Annotated in this window: 19 protein-coding genes; 5 read left to right on the top strand and 14 right to left on the bottom strand. The window is 47.3% G+C overall.

The genetic code is table 11. The features are described 5' to 3' along the window. Window positions 1–25: 25 nt before the first annotated feature. Window positions 26–793, bottom strand: coding sequence for an ABC transporter substrate-binding protein (locus tag Q0852_RS19600; protein WP_299021073.1), 768 nt, complete (start codon window positions 791–793; stop codon window positions 26–28). 30 nt (window positions 794–823) lie between these two features. Continuing rightward, window positions 824–2347, bottom strand: a complete 1524-nt coding sequence (locus Q0852_RS19595) for a methyl-accepting chemotaxis protein (RefSeq protein WP_299021071.1) — start codon at window positions 2345–2347, stop codon at window positions 824–826. Window positions 2348–3009: 662 nt separating this feature from the next. Between Q0852_RS19595 and Q0852_RS19590 the strand changes: the two genes are divergently transcribed. Then, a complete protein-coding gene (locus tag Q0852_RS19590; RefSeq protein ID WP_299021069.1) occupies window positions 3010–4341 on the top strand; it encodes a hypothetical protein in 1332 nt (443 codons plus the stop codon). A gap of 103 nt (window positions 4342–4444) precedes the next feature. On the opposite strand, the gene dbpA is transcribed toward Q0852_RS19590, so the two are convergent. Continuing rightward, entirely contained in the window at window positions 4445–5833 is a 1389-nt protein-coding gene (dbpA, locus tag Q0852_RS19585; protein ID WP_299021067.1) for an ATP-dependent RNA helicase DbpA, read from the bottom strand. A gap of 457 nt (window positions 5834–6290) precedes the next feature. Between dbpA and Q0852_RS19580 the strand changes: the two genes are divergently transcribed. Then, window positions 6291–8879, top strand: a complete 2589-nt coding sequence (locus tag Q0852_RS19580; protein ID WP_299021065.1) for a family 20 glycosylhydrolase — start codon at window positions 6291–6293, stop codon at window positions 8877–8879. 261 nt (window positions 8880–9140) lie between these two features. Then, window positions 9141–10904: an adenine deaminase gene (adeD, locus tag Q0852_RS19575; RefSeq protein WP_299021063.1), complete on the top strand. Its 1764-nt coding sequence runs from the start codon at window positions 9141–9143 to the stop codon at window positions 10902–10904. On the opposite strand, the gene Q0852_RS19570 is transcribed toward adeD, so the two are convergent. The 4 genes from Q0852_RS19570 to Q0852_RS19555 form a co-directional block, all read right to left on the bottom strand. Next, window positions 10905–11360, bottom strand: coding sequence for a methylated-DNA--[protein]-cysteine S-methyltransferase (locus tag Q0852_RS19570; RefSeq protein ID WP_299021061.1), 456 nt, complete (start codon window positions 11358–11360; stop codon window positions 10905–10907). Beyond that, window positions 11357–12358 (bottom strand): DNA-3-methyladenine glycosylase 2, encoded by a 1002-nt coding sequence (locus tag Q0852_RS19565; RefSeq protein WP_299021150.1) that lies wholly within the window; start codon window positions 12356–12358, stop codon window positions 11357–11359. The genes Q0852_RS19570 and Q0852_RS19565 overlap by 4 nt, the downstream gene beginning before the upstream one ends. A 270-nt stretch (window positions 12359–12628) precedes the next feature. Beyond that, window positions 12629–13702: an SGNH/GDSL hydrolase family protein gene (locus Q0852_RS19560; RefSeq protein ID WP_299021059.1), complete on the bottom strand. Its 1074-nt coding sequence runs from the start codon at window positions 13700–13702 to the stop codon at window positions 12629–12631. Between the two features lie 151 nt (window positions 13703–13853). Further along, complete coding sequence (locus tag Q0852_RS19555; RefSeq protein WP_299021057.1) at window positions 13854–14315, bottom strand: hypothetical protein; 462 nt, start codon at window positions 14313–14315, stop codon at window positions 13854–13856. Between the two features lie 703 nt (window positions 14316–15018). Here Q0852_RS19555 and Q0852_RS19550 point away from each other — a divergent pair. After that, complete coding sequence (locus Q0852_RS19550) at window positions 15019–16284, top strand: RidA family protein (RefSeq protein ID WP_299021054.1); 1266 nt, start codon at window positions 15019–15021, stop codon at window positions 16282–16284. Between the two features lie 358 nt (window positions 16285–16642). Here Q0852_RS19550 and Q0852_RS19545 read toward each other — a convergent pair whose 3' ends face one another. The 5 genes from Q0852_RS19545 to Q0852_RS19525 all read right to left on the bottom strand — a co-directional run bounded on the left by Q0852_RS19545 (window position 16643) and on the right by Q0852_RS19525 (window position 22485). Beyond that, window positions 16643–17674, bottom strand: coding sequence for a DUF2955 domain-containing protein (locus Q0852_RS19545; protein ID WP_299021051.1), 1032 nt, complete (start codon window positions 17672–17674; stop codon window positions 16643–16645). Next, a complete protein-coding gene (locus Q0852_RS19540; protein WP_299021049.1) occupies window positions 17664–18722 on the bottom strand; it encodes an HlyD family secretion protein in 1059 nt (352 codons plus the stop codon). Before Q0852_RS19540 ends, Q0852_RS19545 begins: the two co-directional genes overlap by 11 nt. Beyond that, window positions 18719–20431 carry an FAD-dependent oxidoreductase gene (locus Q0852_RS19535; RefSeq protein ID WP_299021046.1) on the bottom strand — a complete coding sequence of 571 codons (1713 nt, stop codon included), beginning with the start codon at window positions 20429–20431 and terminating at the stop codon, window positions 18719–18721. The genes Q0852_RS19540 and Q0852_RS19535 overlap by 4 nt, the downstream gene beginning before the upstream one ends. A gap of 10 nt (window positions 20432–20441) precedes the next feature. Next, entirely contained in the window at window positions 20442–21287 is an 846-nt protein-coding gene (locus Q0852_RS19530; RefSeq protein ID WP_299021043.1) for a bile acid:sodium symporter, read from the bottom strand. Window positions 21288–21699: 412 nt separating this feature from the next. Further along, the gene (locus tag Q0852_RS19525) at window positions 21700–22485 is read right to left on the bottom strand and encodes a hypothetical protein (protein WP_299021040.1); all 786 of its coding nucleotides are present in this window, start codon (window positions 22483–22485) and stop codon (window positions 21700–21702) included. Between the two features lie 145 nt (window positions 22486–22630). Here Q0852_RS19525 and Q0852_RS19520 point away from each other — a divergent pair, with 145 nt between their 5' ends. Next, window positions 22631–23221, top strand: a complete 591-nt coding sequence (locus Q0852_RS19520; RefSeq protein WP_299021037.1) for a phospholipase A — start codon at window positions 22631–22633, stop codon at window positions 23219–23221. A 297-nt stretch (window positions 23222–23518) separates the two neighbouring features. On the opposite strand, the gene Q0852_RS19515 is transcribed toward Q0852_RS19520, so the two are convergent. Both Q0852_RS19515 and ltrA read right to left on the bottom strand, forming a co-directional pair. After that, a complete protein-coding gene (locus tag Q0852_RS19515; RefSeq protein ID WP_299021035.1) occupies window positions 23519–23920 on the bottom strand; it encodes an H-NS family nucleoid-associated regulatory protein in 402 nt (133 codons plus the stop codon). Between the two features lie 308 nt (window positions 23921–24228). After that, entirely contained in the window at window positions 24229–25701 is a 1473-nt protein-coding gene (gene ltrA, locus Q0852_RS19510) for a group II intron reverse transcriptase/maturase (protein ID WP_299021033.1), read from the bottom strand. Window positions 25702–26633: the final 932 nt, after the last annotated feature.

Raw genomic sequence — 26633 nt, 5'->3', positions numbered from 1 at the left:
AACATGGACATGTTCTCAATATGATTTACTGAGCTTTAAATGGGAAGCTTTCCCAGTCCCATTTGTTATATAGCTTCTGGACTTCACCAGATTTGAGCAGATCCGGAAAACGCTGGTCAAAAACTTCTTTTAACTGTTGGCCTCGTTCGTTATTAGCAAAAGCTAGATAAAGCTTAAGATCCATAATGGGTTTAATCTCAAAATCAGCAGCGTTGAAATAACCTTTCTCGACCTCTTCATCTAATTCCTCTTTGGCATCGAGGAAAAAATCCAGCCGACCTTTTTCCAGCAGCTTAATAGCCTGTTTCCTTGATTTATATTCCTTGTTGTTAAATTTGGTTTCCATATACTCGTTATAGTCATACCCCTTGATCCAACCAACATTCTTACCAGCAAGGCTCTGCTCTCCCTGCCAATTTATTGCATCATCTTTTTTATATAGGGCCGAAACCAGATCAGCATCGAAATGCCATTGTGGATACAGAACACCTTCCACTTCATCTATATAAGCCCCCAACCAGGCATCCGCTTTCTCTTGCTTGACCAAAGATACACTTCGGGCATAAGACATTGTGCTGTACTTAACCTTGATCCCCAACGGCTCGTATACAAGGCGCATAATATCCCAATACAAACCGCTGCCATCTTGATTCGTGGCCTCTTCCCACGCCTCACTGGTTAAGTTTATTTCCCCCGGAAGCTCACCGGCATTAACTGTAAATAATGGGAAACTCAAAGTAATAACCGCAAAAAACATGACCAACTGATTTTTCAAGTTATTTATCATACTCATAGTTAATTCCTTCTAACGAATTAGGCTCTTTCACACTTTAAAGTGAGCTACTTGCTGTTGAAGTTCTGTCGCCAGATGCGCAGAGTCATGACTAAATTGTTCTGTATTAACAGCGCGTTCAACGGTTTCCTGACTCACTTTCAATATTGTTTCGACAATTTGATTGATCTCTTGCACGCCGTAACTTTGCTCTTCTGATGCACTTGCTGTCTGGCTACTCATCTCAGACACACCGGCAATCGCTGGCGTAATGCGACCAATAGACAACTCAGCCTCCGAAGCTTCCTCAACCACCAAATGCACTTGCTCCATTGCCTCCATCATTACAGTAACCGCATCTTTTGAGCCATTCTGTAATCGTTCGATAATGTTATTAATTTCATCAGTAGAAACTTGTGTTCGTTGCGCCAACGAACGAACTTCATCAGCAACAACGGCAAACCCCCTCCCCTGCTCTCCGGCTCTGGCAGCTTCAATCGCGGCATTCAGCGCCAGTAAATTTGTCTTGTCGGCAATATCTTTGATCACCACTGTAACTGTGCCAATTTGTTCGCCATCTGTTGCCAATTGCTGAAGAACTTCTGTTGTTTGCTGCACCTTATCCGATAGGGCTTCAATGTTCTGAACGGCCTGATTCACAACCTGACAGCTATGCTCGGCCAATTTTTGCACTTCATCAGCTGAATCAGATGTTGATATGGCACCTTGAGCCACTTTTTCATTGGCCTCGCTCATTTGTAATATGGCTTCGGCAATGGTGTGGATTCCGTCCATTTGCTTATGGAGATCTGAGTTTGTCTCATGGCTGACCGACACTGTCGCACTGACACTTTTCAGTACCGACTCGGAAAGAAGAGAAACCTGGCCGATAATTTGCTGCAACCTGCAGATAAAACTATTTATCCCTTCACCGACCTGGCTAATTTCATCACCGCTATGAGTATCAATACGCTGCCGGAAATCGCCAGTTTTAGTAATTTCCATCGTAGCCTGAATATTTTTCCGTAACGGGCAAAGTACAACATGATTCACCAGCAATAGCATTAGCGCCGTAATTGCAATCTCTAACAGCAATATTTCAATCGCCAATTCACGAAGAAACTGTTGTAACTTGATATGAACCTGACTGTCATCGATATAGATTGTTACATCACCAACTGTTTGTTGGCCGTTGCCATCATCGTAAGACAAGCTAGCACCAATATTGAAAGCGCTCGCCACAGGAACTGAGGTGGTATCAATAATAATGCCTTCAGGCGACTTCGCCCGAAACAATAACGATTCGCCATCGCTTTTCACCTCTATAGCAGCCATAAAATCAGCATTCATCTCCAGATCCACGCTTTCAGTGAGAAACTCAGTATCAAAGTTCCATACAGGCTCAGGTAAACTGAGTTGCAATCGATGAAGGCTATTTTCCGTTCGTATTTGAAGTTGCTGAACGAGTTGAGCGCGTGTTTCGTTGTAACTAATCCAGCCAAACCCCGCTAGAAACGCAGCAACGACAAGGATAAAAGGAGCAATAATCCTTATTTGAATACTTTTAAAATTCATAAGACACCTGTAATGAATGTTTTATTCGCTACAGTCTGCTCATATCAGGTATACAGCCACGTTCAAAATGAGCAAAGGGCAGCCAACCACCAGCAAAGGCCCTTTTATTATCCACAGACCTTTCTTTTCACCGTCTGCGACACCAAATAACCACATAATGCACACAGTTACATATAGATAGTGGACCAAAATATGAAACCATCAAGGAAGGAAACAAGCAAGATGAATCAATATGAGGCAGTGATCGACATTGGTGGCACATAAAAAACCACAATTAAATGATAAATATGTGATTTATCTCTTGCTTTCTCCTTCTCTCTTCCTTTGTCTAACCGCTCATTTTTTGACTGGATTTTTGAGCTAAATCATGCTCTTATTGCTCCCCAACAGAAGCAAACACGATTTAAATCAAAAAAGATAAAATTATTTTATGCACCAATCACGATAGGGGAAAATATTTCTATCTGGCGCGTCATATTTCAACATTAGGGAATTTTTTTCTCCTCTGACAGGCGTATGCTTCCGACTGACATCAAGAAAATAGCGAAAAAATGCAAACCAAAGCAATAAAATAGCTTTTAAAAACCATTTCGCCCTTTCTTGATGATAATGCCAAAAAATAAGAAATATGACCCTACATCAATTATGGCTGGAGAATAATTATGGCCGATTTACTCAATGCTGAGGAAACAGCAAAAGTAAGCAACCAACCCGCTTTGCACGACAAAGCAAACATGACAGAACAAGAATGGAAAAAAGCGATCAAATTTGACAATGTCGATATTGGTTGGATAGTCATGAGCATCGGCATGGCAATTGGCGCTGGTATCGTTTTTCTTCCGGTACAAGTCGGCGTTATGGGGCTTTGGGTGTTCTTACTATCATCTATTATCGGCTACCCTGCCATGTACATGTTCCAGAAACTATTTATCAACACCCTGGCAGAATCTAAAAAATGTACTGATTACCCTGGTGTGATCTCCGGTTATCTGGGCAAAAACTGGGGAATATTACTTGGCGTACTTTACTTTATCATGCTGGTGATCTGGGTACTGGTCTATTCGCTGGCAGTAACCAATGACAGTGCTTCCTATTTACATACTTATGGGATCACCGAAGGCCACCTGAATGATAATGTGTTCTTCGGCCTAGCACTGATTTGCGCCCTGGCCTTTATCGGCTCCAAAGGTGAAAAACTTCTGTTTAAGCTTTCCGGATTCATGGCAGTAACCGTCTTATCACTGGTTGCAGTAATGGGCGTCCTGCTTGTTGCCCGCTGGGATCTAGCCAACATTCCACCCGTTGGCACATTGGGTTCAATGCTGAAAGACGCCATCATTACCTTGCCTTTCACCCTGACTTCAATTTTGTTCATCCAGTCTTTAAGTCCGATGGTGATTTCTTATCGCTCCCACGAAAAATCCATTGAAGTGGCGCGCTATAAGGCAACCCGGGCAATGAAAATTGCTTTCTTCATGCTATTTTTCATCGTGTTCTTCTTTGCCGTATCGTTCACTTTGGCGATCAGCCAGGAGCAAGCAACCGAAGCCATGCAAAAAAATATCTCGGCACTGGCAATTATTGCCAGCTACTTCCCGGGGAGTTGGGCAACGATCACAGGTATCATTATCAACATTTTTGCCGTGGTGACTTCTTTCTTTGGTGTGTTCCTTGCCTTCCAGGAAGCGTGCCGTGGTCTGACAATGAATATCTTGCAGCGTAAATACGAAGAATCACAAATCAATAAAACACTGGTAAACAAGCTGGTAACCCTGTTCATTATTTTGCTGGCATGGGGTGCAGTGGCAATCAACGCACCAATCCTGTCATTTACTTCAATTTGCAGCCCGGTATTCGGCCTTGTCGGTTGTTTAATCCCAGCTTACCTGGTCTACAAAGTACCGCACCTGGCAAAATACAAGGGAATGGCAACCAACATGATCATCATTACGGGTATCTTGCTCTGTATCTCTCCACTGCTGGCTTTCCTGTAAACTAAGAGAGAGCCTGATTTACAGCGCAGCGATCCAATAGCCCAAAAACAAAAAACCCGCTTGGTTCAACCGAAGCGGGTTTTTTAATAGTACTAAAAAATAATTAGCTATGGATCTGGCGAACCCGGAATGAACGCCCTTTCATCTTGCCATTTTCCAGCTTTTTCAATGCAGGACGGGCCACGTCGCGGTTCACGGCTACATAGGCACAAAAATCAAAGACATTGATTTTACCCACCTGATTACCAGCAATTCCGTTTTCTCCGGTCAACGCTCCCAGGATATCACCAGGGCGGACTTTCTGTTTCTTACCGCCCCCAATTTGCAACGTTACCATTGCCGGACGATGGGTTGGCTGATCCAAAAAATGCATCGGCGGCAACTCTTCACCTTCGATTGTTTTATCCAGGTAATCTTCAAGCAGAGCAATCTTATAATGCTCCTTGTCACTGAAGAATGAACAAGCAACACCTTTGCTTCCAGCTCGACCAGTACGGCCAATACGGTGCACGTGTACCTCAGTATCGCGGGCAACATGGTAGTTAATCACCGCATCCAGTGATTCAATGTCCAGGCCACGTGCGGCTACATCCGTCGCCACCAGCACAGAAGCACTCTTATTGGCAAAACGAACCAATGTCTGATCACGCTCACGCTGCTCAAGATCACCATGCAGGGCAATGGCACTAAAGCCGTAGTGTTCCAGATCATCCGCCACTTCCTGAGTTTCACGTTTGGTATTACAGAAAACCACTGCCGATTCAGGGCGATGATGCGATAACAGCAAGCGCAATGCCGTCATACGATCGTCGTTACTCTCTACCTTATAGAAGTACTGCTGAATCGTATTGCTGTCATGGGTCGATTCCACTTTAGCCATTACCGGCTTGTACATAATGCGATCAGCAATCGACTTGATCTGTGTTGGGTAGGTCGCGCTGAACAGCAGGGTCTGGCGGCGTTCCGGCGCGGCATCAATAATGGCATCAAGCGCATCCTGGAAACCCATTTCCAGCATACGATCGGCTTCGTCCAATACCAACAGGTTCAGATCATCCAGATTCAGGTTACCTTTACGCACATGCTCTTCCACTCGGCCAGGCGTACCGACAATGATATGCGCACCGTGCTCCAAAGAGCCAATCTGCGGGCCAAACGGCATACCGCCACACAGCGTTAACACCTTGATGTTATGGATGGTTCGTGCCAGCTTACGGATTTCTTTTGCTACCTGATCAGCCAGTTCACGCGTCGGGCAAAGCACCAAAGACTGAACACGGAAGCGCTTCACATTCAGAAGGCCCAAAACACCCAAGCCAAATGCAGCCGTCTTGCCCGAGCCGGTCTTACCCTGTGCAATCACATCTTTACCAGCCAGAATATGCGGCAAACTCTGCGCCTGAATTGGTGTCATCGCGTTATAGCCAAGTGATGACAGGTTTTGAAGTAACTCTGGTTTCAAATCCAGAGTCGAGAAGGCAGTCTGGCTCACAGTCAGTTTCCTATATGGTTCCGGTAAAGTGCCGATTAATCAGGCAACTTAAAGATGTGTGTACTAAGACTCGAACTATTCAGCTTAGCAAATCCGAATGAGCCCAATACACTGATACGAGGGCAGCGACACTACCAGTCTTTGACGATAAAAGAAACAAAAAAGGGAAGACATTTCATCTTCCCATTTCAGTGACCTTAAGCTGTGTTACATATCCATTTCACCAAAAACATCATCCATCGCTCTAAATGCACGACCTGCTATAAAAACACAATTATTAAAAAGTAATCAGTGCGTTATCGCTCGCAAAACAATGTCACTAAGGATTGGTCATTCACTCCAACCTGATAAATGCAAATAAAATTGCGCATGTAATTCCATGTAAGCCCTAATAACATTTCTATCGCCAATACTCTTTTACATACCCTTTGTTTTCACTATAAAACAAGGGGGAAACATGCTAAATAAATCCATACTTTCCATCGCGCTGGCCGCCGCTTGCTGCGCACAGGCCTATGCCATGACACCTGCAGATTTAAATCAGCTCGGCAACGGACTTGATGTCACCTACAGCGTACTGGATAACACCCAGGACGACTGGCGTACTTTTCGCGGTGCGCTATCATTGACCAACAACAGCGCGAAGGCGCTGCCTGCGTCAGGCTGGGCCATTTACTTCAGCCATATCCGACAGTTCAAATCGCTATCTACCCCATCCCTGAAAGTCAGTCATGTTAACGGCGACATTTTCAAACTTGAACCGACTGCGCAATTCAAGCCGCTCAAGTCCGGTGAAACCTTCAACATCGAATTTGACGCAGGTGACTGGCAGGTTGCCAAAACGGATATCATGCCAAACTGGTATTTAGTCTCAAAAGATAAAGGCCAGCAGATCACAGCCCTGATCACTAGTACCAGTAACAAGACCAACGGCAAAGTCCCGGTTAAGCCAAGTGAAGAATTACCTTTCGTTACCGATTTTGACTCACCCCAAAAATGGAAACGCTACGACAGCAGTGCAATTACAGACTTTTATAATCCATTCACCGCCAAAGACCGCTTTGAACGCAACAACAGCCTTAGTAAGATCGATAATGTCAACGGCGTGATCCCGACACCAGCAGCAATGACGATAGGCACCGATCCCGTCACCCTCGATAATACTTGGGTAGTCAGCTTCGATAACGGCTACCAGGATCAGGCTAAATACCTTGCCAAGCAGCTCGGCTTACCAGCCGTACCGTGGTCTCCTGCAACAGCAAACGTCATTCATATTGGATGGGGACAGATCAATATCGACGGGCAACCCAAATGGTCCGAAGCCTACAAGTTCAACGTCAATGCAGATACCAACAATATAGAAATTAAAGCCGTCGATCAGGCCGGTGCCTTCTATGCTGTACAAACCTTATTGCAGCTGAAAAAAGGTGAAACAATTCCTGCAGCAAGCGTTGCCGATGCCCCTCGTTTCAGCTACCGCGGCCTTTCTGTCGATGCGATCCGTAACTTCCGCAGCAAAGACTCCATGCTGCAGCTGCTGGAGCAAATGGCGGCCTTCAAGCTCAACAAGCTACACTTGCGCCTTGCCGATGATGAAGGCTGGCGTATCGAAATAGCTGCTCTGCCCGAGCTGACTGAAGTCGGTGCCAAACGCTGCCATGATCTTTCCGAACAGAACTGTCTGCTGCCGTTCCTGGGTGCGGGACCAGACGGAACAACTGAATCCAACGGTTTCTATTCGACCGAGGACTACCGGGAAATTCTCCATGTTGCCAAAGGCCTGAATATAGAGATCATTCCAGAGCTTGATATGCCGGGCCATGCCCACGCAGCGATCAAGGCGATGGAAGCCCGTTACCACAACTTCATAGCTCAAGGCGATGCCGCCAAAGCCAGCGAATTCCTGCTAACCGACTTTAACGACCAGACAGAGTACCTGTCGGTACAGATGTTTAACGACAATGCGATGAACGTCTGTATGGAGTCAACCTACACCTTTGTCGATACCGTCGTTAGCGGCCTTGTTGCCCTTCACCAGGACATCCAGCCACTGAAAACTTTCCACTTCGGTGGTGATGAAATCGCAGGGGCCTGGAAAGATTCACCAGTATGCCAAAGCTTCATTGCCAATAATAATAAAGGGATAACCAACGTCTCCGAGCTGAGCCGTTACTTCGTCGAACGTATTTCAACCATTACAGCGAATCACGGCCTCAATCTTGGTGGTTGGGAAGACGGCCTGATGCATAACAACAAGGTCTATTCGCGTGGCCAGATGGCCAACAAGCTAGTGGCTGGTAATGCCTGGCAGAATATCTGGGAATGGGGTGTGGCCGACCGGGCCTACAATCTGGCTAACAACGGTTATGGTGTCGTCTATAACCAAGCCAGCCACTTCTACTTTGACCACCCTTACGAGCCGGATCCAGAGGAGCGCGGCTACTACTGGGCTCCTCGCTATACTGATACCCGCAAGTCCTTCGGGTTCATGCCTGACGACCTATTTGCCAACGCCGACTTCACCCGTGCAGGTGTGCCAATCAATAAAGAAGAAGTCCTCGCCAAAGCGGGCGTGAAGTCCCTTGAGCGTCCGGAAAACGTGCTCGGTCTTCAGGGTTCTCTCTGGGCGGAAACCGTGCGAACTGAAGAGCAGTTTGAAGGAATGGTATTCCCGCGGGCACTGGCTCTTGCTGAGCGTGCATGGCATACCGCGCCATGGGAAGCGCATGACAAAAACAATGTGATCGTCGATAAGGCAGCACGTAATGCCGATTACAACCACTTTGCCAACCTTCTCGGCCAGCAAATCCTGCCAGATCTTGAAGCCGATGGCATCAGCTTCAACCTACCGGTTCCAGGTGCTGTCATCGAAGCTGGTGTGCTCAAAGCCAATTCACCTTTCCCTGGTCTGGCTATTGAGTATTCAACAGACAACAGTCAAAGCTGGCATGTTTATGATCATACTAATCCACCAGCAGTTACAGCATCAGTTAAAGTGCGCACTGTATCCGGTGAACGTACCAGCCGTATTGCCAGTGTGAACTAATTATTGCCCTTAAAAGAAAGCCCCGATTACCGTATCGGGGCTTATCCCTCTCAATCCACAAAACCGTACAAACATCATTAAATAGACAAGACAGGCCTTGCTATACCCCATAATAGTCAAACACATCGATAATCACTGACATCAATATCTGTTACATGCGCAACAACAAAGTTGATGAAATGCGAACTACATCAACCCAAACTTTTAGCCCTTCTTCCTACAATAGAATTACTTCGTCGACGGTCATTAATCAGGAGTACAATGATGTCGAACCTAATGCACAAACACACCCAACAACTCAACAGGGAACAGCTAGTACAAATACTCGCGGTGCAGCGTAATGAGCAGACCGCTGCACTGAAACTCACCAACCTCTCTGTGCTAGATCTGATCAACGGTGAAACGATCCCTGGTCCTATTGTTATCGAACAAGGGCATATCGTTGCCATCGGGCCTGAAGCCGAACCACTCAAAGCGCATCGAACCGTCGATTGTAAAGGACAGACCGCCGTACCGGGATTTATTGACGGACACATGCATGTTGAAACATCAACCATGACCCCGTTTGAATTTGAACGAACGACCCTGCCCCTAGGCACCACCAGCATTGTCTGTGACCCTCATGAACTAACCAATGTCATCGGTAAAGAAGCGATCGAGTGGTTTCTACGGTGCAGCGAGATGATGATGCAAAACATGTTTGTCCAAATCAGCTCCTGCGTTCCAGCCGTCGCTGATTTGGATATCAACGGCAGTGATTTTTCCCTGGAGGAGATGCAGGCCTACGTCGAACACCCGCACGTCCTTGGCTTAGCCGAAGTCATGGACTATCCCTCTGTTATCAACGCCAACCCAAAAATGCTCGACAAACTATCAGCTTTTAGCGCACTCAATATCGACGGACACTGCCCGTTAGTCAGCGGGCTGGAACTATCTGCCTATACTACCTGCGGGATTCAGAACTGCCACGAAACGACTAACTATCAGGAAGGCAAAGAGAAACTCGCCAAAGGGATGACGGTGATCCTGCGCGAAGGATCGGTGGCGAAAAACCTTGATGCGCTGGCACCGCTGATCACCGAATTCAGCTCACCACTATGTCTGCTGTGTACCGATGACCGTAACCCACATGAAACCGCCAAAGAAGGCCATATCAACTATATGGTCAAACGGCTGATCCAGCATCACCACATTCCGCCTCATCTCGCTTACCGGGTTGCTTCTTGGTCGGCAGCCCGCCACTTCAGCTTGCGCCGGCTCGGCCTGATTGCTCCTGGCTACAAGGCTGATATCAACCTGATCCAGGATCTGAACCAGGTAGACATTCAACGGGTATTGATTGGCGGGCAGTTTGTCGACGAGCTAAACCTCACCGATTCAGTAGCGGAGAAGCTCAACGCATCATCACCGCCGCTCCAACCGACCATGCAGCATGCCCCTGTCAATGAAAACGAGCTGGTCATCCCAATGACCGAAGGTGATTACCATATTATCGAGATCGTCAAAAATGAATTGCTGACCAATCACCTTATTAGCCATTTCGACGGTGAACAATTCGATCAGACAGGTATCAACAAGCTGGCAATCGTTGAGCGCTACGGCCACCAACTGTCGCCCGTCATGGGATTAGTAAAAGGTTTTAAACTCAACGAAGGTGCCATAGCCACCAGTGTCGGCCATGACTCACACAATATAGTGGCGATAGGTGCCGATGAACAAAGCATGGCACTGGCTATTAACCACCTGTTGAATATTGGCGGCGGCTACTGTGTCGTCCAAAACAGCAAAGTGACGGCTGAACTCAACCTGCCGCTCGGCGGGATCATGAGCCTGGACAGCTCTGAAAACATCACCAGCCAGATCGTGGCATTGAAAAAATCAGCCAAAGCTATAGGAGTAACCGTTGCAGAGCCTTTTGTTCAGATGAGTTTCCTCGCCCTGCCGGTGATCCCATCACTGAAAATTACAGTCAAAGGCCTGGTTGATGTCGAACAGTTTAAAATAATTGGACTACAACAGGAGTAATTACTCACACCGACTTTCATGTTCTAATAGCCAGATTTTTAAATCCAGTCCTCCGGCATAGCCTGTCAGCTTGCCGGAACTACCAATAACCCGATGACATGGCACAATGATCGGAACTGGATTTTTTCCATTAGCAGCCCCGACTGCCCTTACCGCTTTTGGATTACCAATCCGGTTAGCGATGTCGGCATAAGAGCAGGTTTCCCCGTAAGGCACATGATTCAGAGCTTGCCAGACCTGACATTGAAAATCCGTCCCCTGCATTTTTAACGGCACGTCGAAATCCCGAAGTTCACCACTGAAATAAGCCTCCAGCTGCTGGCAGCAATGCTGCGATACGGCATTAGGTGCTTCGCTTACCGCAGGATAGGCATCAAACTCAATAGCCACTACCGCCGAAGTATCAGTAACAATATTCAGCCAGCCGATCGGTGTCTGCAGAAGTTGGTTATTCATGACAAAAGGCTCCACAAATACAAAGTTAAGTAACTACGCCAAGGTGCGGCGAGCGTATCATCAAAAGACGACGGCATCATCTCCAGCGCCTTTTTTACCCCCAAGTCACCAGCAAGAAAAATATCCGGTTCACTGAGCCCCCGCATCCGTAAATAATTCACTGTCCACGGCCCTATCCCCGGTAATGTCAGCAATGCGTTGGACTCATCCAACGGATTACCTGCCGCATAGGCCGAAAACAGTCTTAACGTTTCACGCCGCCGCTGAGGCATTCCCAGCAACTCTAAATCAAACTGACTCACCTGATCCGGTGACGGAAAGTAATCCCGCCGCTCTAGCGGCTCTAGCGAATTATCAGGATTAAGGGCAACAAACTGCCCAACTAAATTACGAGCCGTCTTAACTGAAACCTGCTGACCGAGAATCGCGCGGATCCCTGCTTCAAAAGGGCTCCAGATCCCCGGCAAACGAATACCGCTCATCGTTAACTGTTCACAATTCAGAGCTTCCCTGAGACGCGCTTCAATCAGCAGGGAGTCAGCATCCAAATCCAGACAGCGACGAATCGTTTTCATCACCCGCGGCAGATAACTCAAATCCGACAACTGCAACTCAACCCTGAAGGCGGACTTCTCTGGCTGGTGATAAGCCGTGAAATATCCAGTACATCCTTCATGACTGAATGTCCGGCCATAGCTATTATCATCCAGCCATTCTAAACCGGGGATCAGGCGTGATGAAAAAAACTGATGCAGGTAATCCCAATTATATGGCGGACGGTAAGCCAGCATAATTTCAATTTTTTTCCCTGTACTGCCAGACACTTCACCTTGCTTACGGATCTGCGAAGGTGTCAGGGAAAACTGCTGCTTAAAACAATCATTAAAACGGCGGATACTGTTAAAGCCGCAGGCCAGCGCAATATCTGTTACCGGCATACGGGTATCGTGCAGCAGTTTCTTAGCCAACAAGCACTGCTGGCATTGCATTGGCGTCATTTCCACAGCGTAGTTCTCACTTCTTCCAAGCTAAGATATATCACTCATGTATTAAGTCTAAAGGCTTCGCTACGCAAAACTAGCCAGAATCGGCAGTGAATCCTTTCAAGCCTTCCCCATATGAGAAAAATATATTGAAGTCTAACAAGAGCTAAAAATAAGAACTGGCTGACCCATTAGCGTTGATAAGAAGATTGTGTACAGCATCAAATAAAAAATGCGGCTAATTATGCCGCACTTTTTCATTGAGCCTAACTCAGTTTCAGTCACTTAAAGGAGCTGGTTTGCGTGAATAAAGTGACTAAGTTCCTTCGCAATAGACTTGTGCTCCTTAGTCGTCGGATGCCAGATACAACCTTTCAGCGGAGAAGTAAAAATATGGCTGTAGATACCTTTTTGCCCTTGAGAATTGAGAATTTCAATCGCTTCATTGGTTGCTGGAATAATGTAATCGTAAGGGTAGGCTGGACGTGGCATCAGGATGACATTGGCGGTGTTATAGCGATACTTAAGATCACTGACAAACTCCACCATACGATCTACCCAGGCGACTTTGACTTCATCAATGTCGGCCCACGGTTCATGAGGTTGAGGATCGGTGCTGAAGTCATTGGTACCAACTTCAACCACAATCAGATCCGGGTACTTATCTTCAAAATCTAGTTTCTGACCGTAAATTGCACCAGCTTTGTCAGCATAGTACGTCAGATCATGGTAAGACTGATTGCCGTTCCAGTTACGTATCAGTCCAAGGCCGGAGAAAGACAGTTGAGTTATACTGGCGTTCAGCTCCTGTCCTGTCTGATAAGGGAAGGCTAAACGTGCGTTTGACGAAGAATAAACTTCTTCCCATGTGCAGTCCCGTTTGGTGGATTCACTACCAAATCCGGCACTGATAGAATCGCCGATAAACAGAATATGCGGCTGATTGCTCCAGGTACCTTCTAGATAACCATCGTGTTCAACGGAAACGATCTTAGTCATGGCTTCGTAATTTTCAGTACGTTTTACCACTTCCACCAGTACGCTTTGAGATTCTTCACTTTCAAATAATACGAAAGTCTGCTTCGCTCCCCCCTTATTGGTAATAATTTTATTAGTCAGCTGACCATTATTTAGAACGTCAAAGTGGTCTCCGTTACCGATTATGTCCACAGTTAATTTACTGCCTACAAAGCGGGTTTTCAGCGTGGTTCCCGGCCAGTTAATCTGAACAGTGCCGGAGTTGTAATCCTTCGAGTTACGACCTTCATACTGAAGAGCATGATACGTTGCCGGGACGGTTTGGGCGAAAACGCATGCTGAAATGAAAAGAGAAGAAAGACAACCGAGGGTTTTTAGCATGTTAAGTCCTTTTTATCATGGGTTTAAATGGAATAACTACAGAGCACACCAATATCCCCTTGAAAAGTGACATACCATCTACCTGACTTTTCGACATCAAAGATAACTGACCTGGTCATAAGCTCTGTTTCAACGTATTGACTAAACCAATTTATAACTCTCCGATATAACGGCAAAGGACGTAAAAGGATTTACGTGAATGAATATTAAGAAGTTTGCTATATCTATTAGATAATACTGTTGACAAATCAATCAGGATACATTTTGTTATGAAGCGCCTCGGAACAAAAGCCCTCCGGTTAACTCGCTTGATGTTAATATTAACTTCGCCGCTATTATCCTGATCAAATGCATTCAATGTTACCGACCATGAGTGGCTGCTATCAAATTCAGGCTTTGCGCAAATTTTTTCCACCTTCTTAAATTTAGTTCCGAAGTCTATCAGGCCAGTAATTTTCTCTGCTGTTTTTAATGGGAACGGGGTTTCCAGGCTAATGGAACTGCTATAGGAATTTGATGCATTATCAGAAGTAGCAAGTAACAAAGCTAGAGCAGATGCCATAAATAACAAAGGCGATGTATTCGCAGGTTGACGAAATAATTTATTATTCATGTGCAGTTTCTAAAAGTTTAATTTTTACACCCAAGTGACCTCAAGCTCCTTTTCTAATGAAAATTTACAGGTTATTAGGCAAGGCGGTGATTTGAGGTTAAAAATCACCAACGCCGTTAATATTACGGTTCCGATGATTAATTAATACGTGAAAACATAATGATGTTTCACATTTTGAACGCTCACCCTAATCCATTGTGGAGTAACTCTATTTATAGCTGAAGCAGCCACCTTAAATGGCTAAAAACGCTCCTATGAGCTTCAGATGTCGAAAACTTTTCTTACCAAGAAGAGGAATTCCGTGAAACACACACGGGAATTTATGCATTTATAACGAAATAAACGGCGCACCAATTGAGCTAATGCTTGAATTTGAATTAACTTGTTGTGATCAACTTATCAGAATTGGATAAAATCCAGCAAAATTGGCGATTAACTCACTGAGATTATATTCACAATTGACGAATCAATCGCAAAAATAAAATGTTGTTACAGCCCGATTATTAATAATTTTGTGGATAATTAATCGTAAAGTGATTATTTATCCTATTTTAGCCACCTTTTAGTAAAAAAATGTTTTGATGCGTGTCACATTCACTCCAAATAAATTCCCTTACCATTGCGCCAGTTTCGTTATTCATTTAAATAAAACCGATTAAAGATAAATAATTATCTCTGTACTACATATAAGGAAAATATCGACATGGCTGGCGGTATCATTAAAGTTTCTCGTAACACCGAAAATGCTCCACAAAGCGAACTATCATCTCAAACAGTTGCATTCTCTCACTACAATAACTTTTCTGCACAATTACCTGTAGATCCTAAAACAGGCGAAATCGTTGTTGGTGACGTAAAAGAACAAGCAAAACAATGTTTGACTAACATTAAAGCCATTGTCGAAAGCATCGATCACGTGATGGACGACGTTGTTAAAATCAACGTGTTCCTTAAAGACATCGCAGACATGGAAGCAGTTGACAAAGTTTACGCAACTTTCTTCGATAACCTAATTCCTACTCGTACCGTGGTTCAAGTTGCTACGCTACCTATGAGCGATGCATTGGTTCAAATAGATGCACTTATCTCTAACGGTGAAGGTACTGCGCCACAAGAACCTTGCCCGCTAATCAAACTATCTCGCAACACTGAAAATGCACCTCAAAGTGCACTATCTACACAAACGGTTGCTTTCTCTCACTACAACAACATCTCAGCTCAGCTTCCAGTTGACCCTAAAACTGGCGCAATTGTTGAGGGTGGCGTGAAAGAGCAAACTGCTCAGTGTTTGAAAAACATGAAAGCGATTCTAGAAAGCATCGACGTGCCTTTTGATGACATCGTTAAAATCAACATGTACCTAAACGATCTATCTGATGTTGACGCAGTTAACGAAGTTTACTCAACCTTCTTCCCTGATTCAGCTATCGCACGTACCGTTGCTTATGTACCAGCACGTTCAACAATTGCTGCTGACGCACTACCAATGGGTGCACTAGTACAAATTGATGCTTCTGTATCTCACGGCGACGGCACACCTCCACAAGAAGTTGAAGATCGTCACAACATCGTAATCCGTGCTAACAACACTGACGCTGCACCACGTAGCCCACTACACACACAAACTGTGGCTTTCTCTCACTACAACCACATTGCCGCTCAGCTTCCGGTTGACGTAGCGACAAATGCAATCGTTGCAGGTGGTGCTAAAGAGCAAGCAGAGCAATGCTTGAAGAACATCAAAGCTATCGTTGAAAGTGTTGACCACGTAATGGACGATATCGTTAAAATCAACATCCAGCTTAAAGATGTTTCTGATATCGATGCAATCAACGAGGTTTACACTACTTTCTTCCAGGGCGATCTTCCAGCTCGCACAGTGGTAGGTGTTTCTCAAATCGAGATGGGCGCGTTAGTACAAATCGACGCTGTTGTTTCTAACGGCGAAGGTACGCTTCCACAAGCATAATAAGTAATGGATTAGCAGCTTGTAGTATTTTATTGCTATAAGCTGCATTCAGCTTACAAAGATCGGGCAGTTTTTTCCTTCAGTGTATAAATAGCTCGCACCTTTAGAATTCATTCCAGAAGCAGTGATAATTTCCCTCAAGATTCCTAACCTATCAACAATGCCCATACCAGCTAAGCAGACGTTATGAAAAGCGCTGAATGGCCCGCTTCGATGAGAGAGCGAACATTTTTATTAAGATCTGCTTTTTGCGATAAACCTTGAAAGAGGACAATCTTATAAGAGCTTTGTTGCCATAGATAAAACTCATGACAAGCCTTTAAATAGATCTGTCTCTTTTTGATGAATATCAGAGTATTTACAGTTTCAGCGCTGGCCGGAAGATTTCTAGGACGAAAGTCGCCGCCACTGCGTAGATCGCTGCAATGCCCAACTCAAACAAGCGATAGCCCAGATTCTCAAAACCGGTATCTGAGTTGTAGGGTCCGATCGATGAGCCGAAAATCAGAAGCACTACGCTCATCGCGAAGCTAGCGAGCGGCGCCCAAGGCGCCTCCGAAACGACGGCGCGCGCGAATACGATCATTACCGGCAGCGTGAGGGCTGCGAGGAAAAGGAAGATCGGAGCCATCGCCGTCAGCTCAAACATCACTACCGCGACCATTCCGCCGACGATATTGGCTATAAGTATTCCCTTAGCGAGACCTGCAGTGCGCGAAAAACCGAGGGTCGAGGCGAATACCACGATGTAAAGCGGCGTATGCACGTTGTGCCAGTCAAGAGCCAGGTAGACGAGCATGTAACCGCCGACGATCACCGCTAACATAGCCGCGCGCCAATCGGCCTCAGCTGGCGGGAAGACCGGACGCGGATTCGGCGGCGGCTCACCCGGCAGGCACGGAAATAGCCTGAAGAGCAAGTAGCTTACGATCACGCACAGCCCGAGGTTGATGACGAACGATGCCGAGACGTCCCATGTCGCGTCGAGCGACACCTTTGCCGTGAGGGGAGGCAGCACCAAGCCGATCAAGACCATCAGGATGATCAACACTGGCCCGCCGCGGAACAGCGAACGAAAGGTAACGAACAGAATTGGGATCAGAAGCAACACGAAAAGCTGCGGTATCTGCCGCGACATCGCGGCGAGGGCGTAAGTCCCTAACATCACGACGAGGACGGCGACGAGCAGCTTGACCGCCTCCGCTGCGCGTAGCGGGCGGCTGGCCTGGAGCAACGACGGAAAGAAGATCGGCGCGAGATAGGCAAGCGTCCATTGAAACGCCATGGCCAGCAGGAAGATAGCCGTGACGCCGACGCCGAGCCGCAGCGCGCGGCGATCGAGAACACGTCGGGCGTCGTAGTTCGCCGACTCTGCCGCATCAGTAGGCATAGGAAAGCAAACTCATCAGCCGCATCCACACGACCGCAAGCGCGTTCATGAATCGGCTCTCGCCGGTATAGACAATAACGTCAGCCTGCCCGTTCACCATGCGCCGGATGTCGTGGCCCTCACTACCCACCTGGTAGTCTGGCATGACGATGCGTACCGGAAAGCGCTGTGGATCGCGCATCCAGCCATCCACTCTCGGTGCATTAGGTAGGCTGCCCTCTCGCGTACCATCGGAGGCAGCATAGGATATACTGGCCACTACGCCATCAAATATCCGTCCAGGGTAGAGATCGAGCGAGATTTCGGCGGGGTCACCAATGCTGATATTGGCGATATTATTTTCCTTCATGTAAGCCTCGACCCAGAGTTCTTCAAAGGACACGAAAGTAAGTACAGGGCTCCCCGCTCGCGCATAAACACCTGAAGTAACAGTAAGATCTACGATAACGCCACGCGCCGGAGCACGCAGTTTGGTCCAGTCAAGAGCCAACTCAGCCTCACCAAGGGCGGCGACAGCCTCGCGAATTTGAGGGTTATCAGCGCCCTCTACACCGTGCTCACGGCGTGCCCGTTCGAGATCTGCCTCAGCGGCCACAACCGTGCTTTGCGCTGCCTGCAGCGCCGCACGAGCGTTATCCCCCCTCGATTTCGATACAATACCGCGGCTCTCCAATTCAAGCGTACGCGCTGTCTGAAACTCGGCATTCTCGAGATTGGTGCGTGCGGCGGTAAGATTCGCAACAGAGACCTCAATCGCGGATGATCCGGCACCGACACTCTGAGTAGCAAGTTCAAGCACCGCTCGCGCTCGATCCACCTTGAGCTGATATGGCCGTGGATCAATGCGTGCGAGCAGGTCACCAGCCTCAACGACCTGCCCGTTGTTGACGGCCACCGCAGAGACATGGCCGGAGACCTCAGGAACGATGTCGATAACCATCGCTTTCACGCGGACATTTGAAGTGTAAGGCGTGATCCGGTCTGCCACGAGATACCAGATGAAGATCAGGGCTGCGAGTATCGCCGAAGTCGCCACAGTCGCTTTCATGACGTACCTTCCCCCTCCTGTAAGAAGAACGATGAATAGGTCCTGGACAACATGCCTCCGGACACATTGCGTGCATTGAAACCATGCTGGTTCAGAATACGCGTGGCGTAGTAAGCTCGCTGCCCAGAGCGACATACAATGTGGATTGTCTTATCACGCGGTAACTCGTCCATACGTGCCCGTAGCTGGCCTAGAGGGATGTTAAGCGCACCTTTGACACTTTCCACCGCAAGCTCGACAGGTTCACGTACGTCGAGAATTACGTCTTCACCGATCTCGTCCCAGTGACTGATCGGCATGTCGCCCCTCAACACAGCAGCGGCCACCATGCCAGCGAAGTTAACCGGATCCTTGGCACTGCCGAACTGGGGCGCATAGCACAATTCAGACTCCTCGAGATCGTACACGGTGGCTCCCATTTGGAGTAAGCCAGCCAAAGCGCTAATGCGCTTGTCGACACCGTCCTCGCCCAAGCCCTGAGCACCGAGCAGCCGTCCATCAGACTTACGGAAAAGCACCTTCATCGCAATTGGTTTCGCGCCAGGATAATAACCTGCGTGGGAATTGGGGTACATGTATATTTTTTCGTAATCCGTGTCGCCAATCTGTTTAAGTCTTTTTTCATTGACGCCAGTCCAGGCTGCCGTACCTTCGAACAGGCCGATGATAGCCGTGCCTTGGGTACCTCGAAAATGAGAATCACGACCTGCAATGACGTCTGCCACTATACGCCCCTGCCGATTCGCAGGACCGGCCAGTGCCACCAGGCTCCACTCGCCCGTCATATAGTCCTTAACTTCAACGGCGTCGCCTACAGCAAAAATGTCTGGCTCACTGGTACGCATCTTCTCATCGGTACGTATCCCGCCAAGTATCCCAATTTCAAGCCCGGCCTGCTTCGCCAATACCGTATCTGGGCGGACACCAATACCGAGTACCACAATATCCGCCGGATACACTTTCCCCGACTGAGTGTAGACTTCTAGCGCGCCAGAAGGTACTTGCCGAAATTCTGCCGCACCATCATTTAACACAATGTTAATACCATGCCGTTCCAGATAACCTTCGACCAATCGCGCCATTTCCCGATCCAGCGGACCCAGTACCTGCTCACCCATCTCCAACACCGTCACGTCGAAGCCTCGGTGAACTAGGTTTTCCGCTGTTTCCAAGCCAATAAATCCCCCACCCACGACAACAGCACGGGTTTTAGGGCGAATAGCCTGAATGCCGGAATATCGGCTCATCCCGGCCAGAAATAGTGATCCTTTCTCCAGCCACTGGCGAATTTCCCGAGCGTCGGGCACTGTTCTGACAGAGAAAATACCGGGCAGGTCAATTCCTGGCAGTGGAGGCCGGATCGACGGCGCACCAGGAGACAGAACCAGTTTGTCGTAGGATTCCGTGGTGACTTCGCCAGTCTCCAAGTTTTTAAGATCCACCGTTTTTTGTTCCGGATCAATGGCGACCGCTTCACAGCGCGTCCGAGCATCGACGGCAAACATGTGGCGGAAGGTGTCGGCCGTCGCGACCAACAAATCCGACTCGTTGGGAATGACTTTGCCAATGTGATAAGGCAAACCACAATTTGCATAGGAAACATAGGGCCCACGTTCGACCATGATGATTTCGGCATTTTCGTCCAAACGTCGTAGCCGGGCAGCGCAGGAGGCACCGCCGGCGACTCCACCAATGATAATGACTTTCATACTTTCTCCTTTAATTTGTCGGAACCTGTCGGGCAAACCGGCGTGCCGCCACCATCGCGACGATCGCCGCGAGCGGAACGACCAGAATGATCATCACGAACAGGCCCTGCGGCGGATTCGTAATGCCGAAATATGCTGCGAACACCGCGGCGATATTGCGCGTGCACATCCCAAGCGCCATGCTGCTGCGCTGTTGCTGCTTCAGGCCGAAGCCGATCTTGTATGACATCGTTGTGATCGCAAGTAAGAACAGGACCAGGGCTCCGGGGGCGAAGCTGCCTACGGCACCAAGCATGTCACGTCCGTAGAGCACCAGGGTGAGCACCAGAGTGAGCACCAGGAAGATCCCGCCGATCTTCTTAACCACCGGGAAGATTTTTTCCGCTGCATTCGGGGTGCCCTCACGAATTGCGCCGCCGATCAGCAGCGGCAATAGCACCATGAAGAGCAGTGGTTTCGCCAGCGACCACGCATCCACGGTCAGTCCCTTGATCAGCAGCGGCGCCAGCAACGGCAGAAACAGCACGGTGCCGAGTATAGTCAGCAGCATGAATGCGCCAGCAAAGTGCATGTCGCCGCGAGCTTTTCGCACCATCTGTGGGAAGAAGGGCGCGGTCGGTGCCAGGCTGATCAGAAGCAATCCGGCCGCGTGCGCTTCCATCAGCGGAATAAGCTTGATAATGAGCCAGGCCAGCGCCGGTCCTACCACCCAGCCCCAGACGAGGATCAGCGCAATAGCATGGGCGTTCCGCAGGGTTTTCAGCGCCTCGCGCAGATTCAGTTCGAGCCCCATGGCCGCAAGGTTGGCCACCGTAAATACCACGACTATGATGTTGAAGACGCTTTGAAGGCTCATGACACTTTCCCTTCTGAGTTCTTTGCTGCACTACGGGGGTCATTACGAGAAGTAGCCTGAGCTGCCCCATTAAAAAGCCTAATATGAAAGTTAGTACATCACTGGCCTTTGCTCTACCGGGACGATGGATTGAAGTACTGATGTTGGGATTATTAGAAAATCAAGAGACATAAACGTGTTAGACGTTTTACTCTATTACCTCCCTTTATCCATTCTATTTTATATACTCAATACTTCATTTTGACTGGCTGTAGTTAAATGATTCTCACCAATAACGCTTCCTCTCATTTTCCTTGGCAAGACTGCAAATCTGAAGTTTTAAAAAGATACATTCCAGTGCATAGCATCGACTTAAACGATTACGCAAACGCCTGCATATGCTTTTCAAGCTGATAAACATCAATCAAGAACATCAATTTTGTGCACTTCCAAGCACCAAGTAGAAAGAACTCTTGCCACCCTCTGCATATCCATACCCCACATAGACAGGGCCAAGCAGAGAGTCGATCCCAACATACAGGCTGGCGGCCGTCATAGAGCTACTCCAGCTGATCTGCGCCTCATCATTCCATACCCCGCCCCGCTCAATAGAACCTCCGACATAAACGGGAGAAGTAAAAGCACCAAAGTCATTATCCAGCAAACGGTAGCGATAGTTCAGCGCACCAAACAAGCTGTAACGGCCGTTCAGTTCATACCGGTGATAGCCAGAAAGGTTAAACAAGCCTCCCAAATCCTGCGCATATATCGGTACCATCTCTTTTGAGTCTGAACCGCCGCCTTTCAAGTTTGTAACTAGGGTATGGCGTTCAAAACTAAACGGCTTGAGCACGCGGACATTGTAATAGTTGGTATTGTCATCAGTTTTTATCCCATCAAACCTGCTGTGAATCCGGGAGTAGCCCCACTCTGCATCTAATAACCAGCCGCTCGTAGGGAAATACAGGCTGTCGAGATAATCATAGGCATAACGGATATACGGGCCATAGGCGTCAAGGTCTTGCCTGCCCCCAGTCAATAAGAGTTCCACATAGCCACTGTTCCCACGATAACCGACTGCCACCGCACTCCAGGGCTCGATATTCCAGCCAACTTCGGCAAAGGCTGCTCCATAGTTATATTCCACATCGGAAAAGTCCAACTCTTGATTGAACTCCGGTGGTGGGATGTCGAGATTGGCGAAAAAAAACTGGCGCACTTCATTGTTCCAGCCTGCCCCAAAGGAAGTAAAAGCCTGCTGTTGATAATCGAGCGGAAAATAGAATTCCGTGGCAATTTTTTTCCAGCTGCCCAGTAACAATTCAATCTGCCATTCACCGCCGCGCTCGGTCAGGTTGGTATAAGTGTACTGTGCACCAAAGGTGAACTCGGATCTCTGGTTTGGCTACACGCAAACCGCCTGGTGGCAACTGTACAACTCCGACGAGTCCGCCCCCTTTCGCGAGACCAACTACAACCCCGAGATTTTTGCCAGCTATTACTCCGATATCAATATCCTGGGACTTACCCTGCTAGAAACGGATATAGGGTTTATTCACCAATCCAATGGACGAGGAGAAGCCCTTACGCGCAGCTGGAATCGCATCTATGCCAATTTTAAACTTGCCAGAGGCAATTTCCTGCTGTCGCTCCAACCCTGGTACCGCATTCCCGAAGATGACGACGATGACGATAACCCGGATATTCATAAATATATGGGTTACGGTAATTACCGGTTGAGTTACAAAAACGAGGGTCACCTCTACAGCATATTGCTGCGCAATAATTTTGCCAGCGACAACAAAGGAGGCGTAGAACTCAGCTGGGCCTTCCCTGTTTATGACACCGTAAAAGTCTATTTACAGTATTACAACGGTTATGGTGAAAGCCTTATAGATTACAACCACAATGTAAATCGAGCGAGCCTGGGGATACTTATCTATGATTGGCTCTAACTGTATAGATCCCACGGATACATGAATGAATCTATTTTGACGGCCAACAAGAGCCTATTTGGGGAATACAAGAAGGCTATTTTAATCCAAATTGTTCTTGGTACTTTCTACTACATTAGCTCAGTATGACAAACTCATGTGAACAGACCTTGAATAAGCAAAAGATCTAAATGGTTTTGGGCAGAAAAGACTTACAAAGTCAGTTAAGTGATTGTCAGTTAAGTGATAACGAAAACAATCTGTTAAGCACAGGGTGAATTCAAGTGAAAGCCCCAATAATCGGGGGCTTTGCGCCGATTAAATCAGAAAGTCATCTAGTGATTTTCCTTCATTATCGATAGCTTCCTTCAGAGGTGCTGGCATACGACCTTGGCCTGTCCAGGTGCGCTCTTCACCATTAACGGTGAATTTATACTTAGCTGGACGAGGTGCTCGCTTAGCTTTTTTAGATGTGTCGGCCAAAGTTGCTAACAACTCTTCTGGGTCGATACCATCTGCAATCAGCATGGTGCGGTATGCCTGTAATTTTTCTTCTTTTTCTTTCTCTGCTTGGCGAGATTCTGCTTCGGTTTCTTCACGCTCAGAAACCACCGTTTGCAGTTTCTCAAGGGCTTCTTGAAGTTGCTCTAGCGTAAATTCTTCTCGTGCAGCAGCGCGCAGAGAGCGCAGGTTTAATAGTGTCTTAAAAACGTCACTCATAATTTTTATGTTGATAGGAAATAAAGCAGATACATTACACTAAATTCGATAATTAAACTATTTACTATTAATGACAATAACACTTGTAACGCTTTTGGAGGCATTAGCATGTAGTTTTGACTCTAACTAAGAATAGGGGGGAGGAATAGAAGCGTGCCATGCCTTTCAGTCAGCCTGGAGCTGGCTGAATCGAAGGTGTCGGATAGGCGACACCTGTTACCAAGTGCCGCCCTCCTAAGAACCGTACGTGCAACTTTCACTGCATACGGCTCAAGCCTCCGCTAAGGCGTATTACGTTACCCAGCAACCTAGATAGCAGTTAGAACAGGATCAAACCAGGAGTGACGACTTTCCTTTTTCGGTTTCCTCTTTGCCAAGTAATCTTGGTGTTGAGGATCGAACGGTGTCGCTGCACTTCGGATCTTCACATGTCTTTTAATCGGCGTTTTCGCTATTTGAACCAAGTTGTAGTAACAGTCCATATTGGCGATTTTCTGCCAGCCATGAAATTGCCAACCACCACTTCTATTCATGTAGTATTTGCGCCGTACCCAGTCTTTTGGTTTGGTGGGATGACGCCTGACCGCCCATCGCCACAATAACCAGAAGATTTGATGACCGAAATAACCGAAAGTACGTTTTGCCACGCAGTGGCGATAATAATTCGCCCAACCTTTCAGCTTGGGGTTCAATAGTCTAATTAGATCATTGACTGGCATTGTCGCGTGCTTCTTGATGAGTTCACGCAGGTTACTCAAGAAGGAGAGAACGTTATTCTTACTCGGCTTGATGAGCAGTTTACCTTTGTATTTCCTGAGATTAAAACCAAGAAAATCAAAGCCCTCATCTATATGGGTAATGTGCGTTTTCTCTTCGGAGAGTGCCAACCCCCTTTCTTGTAGAAAATCAATCAGCCGTGGCTTGACTTCATTGACGAGGACATCCTTCGATGTTCCTGTTATCACGAAGTCATCAGCATAACCAATGAAGTTAACTCGTTCTCCTGCTTCCTTGGCTACTTCCTTTACGAGCTTTTCTAAGCCAGCCAGTGTAAGTAACATAAGGGTTGGGGAGATAATACCGCCTTGCGGAGTTCCCTCCGATGTTCGGTAAAATAAACCTCTATCGATATAGCCTGAGCCAAGCCACTGCTCTAGCATCCGTTTGTCTATTTGAACATTTTCAATTAGCCATTCATGCCCGATCTTATCAAAGCAAGCTTTAATATCGCCCTCCAAAATCCAACGACCTGAACGTTTAAGACACAAGCATTTAAAGCATTGTGCTATTGCGTCAGCCGTGCTGCGATTAGGACGAAAACCGTAACTATTAGGATCGGCTACCGTTTCCGATATCGGCTCCAAAGCAAGTAGATACAACGCCTGTTGCGCTCTATCTATCATGCATGGAATGCCTAGAGGTCTGAGTTTGCCATTCTTTTTCGGGATATAAATGCGTCTGAGCGGTTTGGCTCGATAGCCTTTGCGACTCAATTGATCTACTGCGGTCATTCGACGAGCATCCGTATTCCAGATAACGCCATCGATTCCAGGTGTGTTACTACCTTTGTTTTGGGACACTCGCTTCACAGCAAGCAATTTCGCCGATCTGGAGTGTGTTAAGATCCACTGCAAAGCTTTCGCTTTACTGTGTTTTCCCTCTCGGGTTGCTTTTGCAATGCGCATTTGAAGCTTTAAAACACGCGACTCAACCGCTCTCCAGTCAATGGATTGCCATTGAGTGCCGCTAGGAGAGGCACTAACTTCTGATGAAGTCACCATTTGCGTTTCTCCTTAAATAAAGTTCTTCAAATCATCTTGCAACGGGAGACCAGTTAGAAGTCAGCTCGCTTTCGCGCCAGATATCGACCTGTATCCGCATCATTACAACACGGCATTTGCTTTCTCTAACCTCCTTTACCTGCATACCTATCGGCGATCTTCATAGATTGCTTTCCCTAGGGAGATATACAGGCTTACCCTGTTCCGTATGTCGCGCAAAATATCAGGTTAGATGCCCACTATAGTGCGGAGAGTACACCGATCACGAAAGAGAACTGTCCAACTTCTTTCCGACTCTCATTGCCATTTTGGCCACAGCGTATTAACCACTTCCGCTGCTTCGTCATATAACGCGCCTTACGTGGATTCACTTACGTTCATCATACTGACACCCTAGCACTTACCCGATTTGTGGTTATCAGGAAGAACGTCCTCTCACGATTCAACTCCCACTCAGTCTAACGACCGAGTTTCGTTACATTGTCGGATTCGCTGCTTTATTCAGAATCCTAGGGGCATCTGGTGATACAGATGGTTCACTCTTATCGTGGTGAACAACGCTTCATACGACTTCAGGTCGCACGGACAGAAACGAGTTACGATTTTCAGATGGATTTTACCTTCAGATAACTTTTCGTATCTCAAAACGCACAAAGGTGAGCGCTTCTAGCGGTGGCTAGTTTTGCACGGTTTTGAATAGAAACGTGCGTTGCGAAAACCGCCGATAATACTACTAAATTACACCTTAATGCAGAACTTTACATACCCATTGAATTTTGTCTTGGTGTGAGAATTTGGAGATTATTAGTGATATAGTCTGACATAACTGAATGATATTTAAAGACTTCTATTTATTGCGTATTCCGGCCCATGCTGAACACTCATTCCGGTTCAATGTGAACACCTATTCTGGTTTAACGTGAACACCCATT

Source organism: uncultured Photobacterium sp., from assembly GCF_947502415.1.
Lineage (GTDB): Bacteria > Pseudomonadota > Gammaproteobacteria > Enterobacterales > Vibrionaceae > Photobacterium.
Note: the sequence above shows the minus strand (reverse complement) of the source record. Positions and strands in the feature narration are given on the sequence as shown.

What these genes read in the sequence shown, in the direction of transcription:
- Q0852_RS19600 (WP_299021073.1), bottom strand. Translation starts at nt 793, where the DNA reads ATGAGTATGATAAATAACTTGAAAAATCAGTTGGTCATGTTTTTTGCG.
- Q0852_RS19595 (WP_299021071.1), bottom strand. Translation starts at nt 2,347, where the DNA reads ATGAATTTTAAAAGTATTCAAATAAGGATTATTGCTCCTTTTATCCTT.
- Q0852_RS19590 (WP_299021069.1), top strand. Translation starts at nt 3,010, where the DNA reads ATGGCCGATTTACTCAATGCTGAGGAAACAGCAAAAGTAAGCAACCAA.
- Q0852_RS19580 (WP_299021065.1), top strand. Translation starts at nt 6,291, where the DNA reads ATGCTAAATAAATCCATACTTTCCATCGCGCTGGCCGCCGCTTGCTGC.
- adeD (WP_299021063.1), top strand. Translation starts at nt 9,141, where the DNA reads ATGATGTCGAACCTAATGCACAAACACACCCAACAACTCAACAGGGAA.
- Q0852_RS19570 (WP_299021061.1), bottom strand. Translation starts at nt 11,360, where the DNA reads ATGAATAACCAACTTCTGCAGACACCGATCGGCTGGCTGAATATTGTT.
- Q0852_RS19565 (WP_299021150.1), bottom strand. Translation starts at nt 12,358, where the DNA reads ATGACGCCAATGCAATGCCAGCAGTGCTTGTTGGCTAAGAAACTGCTG.
- Q0852_RS19560 (WP_299021059.1), bottom strand. Translation starts at nt 13,702, where the DNA reads ATGCTAAAAACCCTCGGTTGTCTTTCTTCTCTTTTCATTTCAGCATGC.
- Q0852_RS19555 (WP_299021057.1), bottom strand. Translation starts at nt 14,315, where the DNA reads ATGAATAATAAATTATTTCGTCAACCTGCGAATACATCGCCTTTGTTA.
- Q0852_RS19550 (WP_299021054.1), top strand. Translation starts at nt 15,019, where the DNA reads ATGGCTGGCGGTATCATTAAAGTTTCTCGTAACACCGAAAATGCTCCA.
- Q0852_RS19545 (WP_299021051.1), bottom strand. Translation starts at nt 17,674, where the DNA reads ATGCCTACTGATGCGGCAGAGTCGGCGAACTACGACGCCCGACGTGTT.
- Q0852_RS19540 (WP_299021049.1), bottom strand. Translation starts at nt 18,722, where the DNA reads ATGAAAGCGACTGTGGCGACTTCGGCGATACTCGCAGCCCTGATCTTC.
- Q0852_RS19535 (WP_299021046.1), bottom strand. Translation starts at nt 20,431, where the DNA reads ATGAAAGTCATTATCATTGGTGGAGTCGCCGGCGGTGCCTCCTGCGCT.
- Q0852_RS19530 (WP_299021043.1), bottom strand. Translation starts at nt 21,287, where the DNA reads ATGAGCCTTCAAAGCGTCTTCAACATCATAGTCGTGGTATTTACGGTG.
- Q0852_RS19515 (WP_299021035.1), bottom strand. Translation starts at nt 23,920, where the DNA reads ATGAGTGACGTTTTTAAGACACTATTAAACCTGCGCTCTCTGCGCGCT.
- ltrA (WP_299021033.1), bottom strand. Translation starts at nt 25,701, where the DNA reads ATGGTGACTTCATCAGAAGTTAGTGCCTCTCCTAGCGGCACTCAATGG.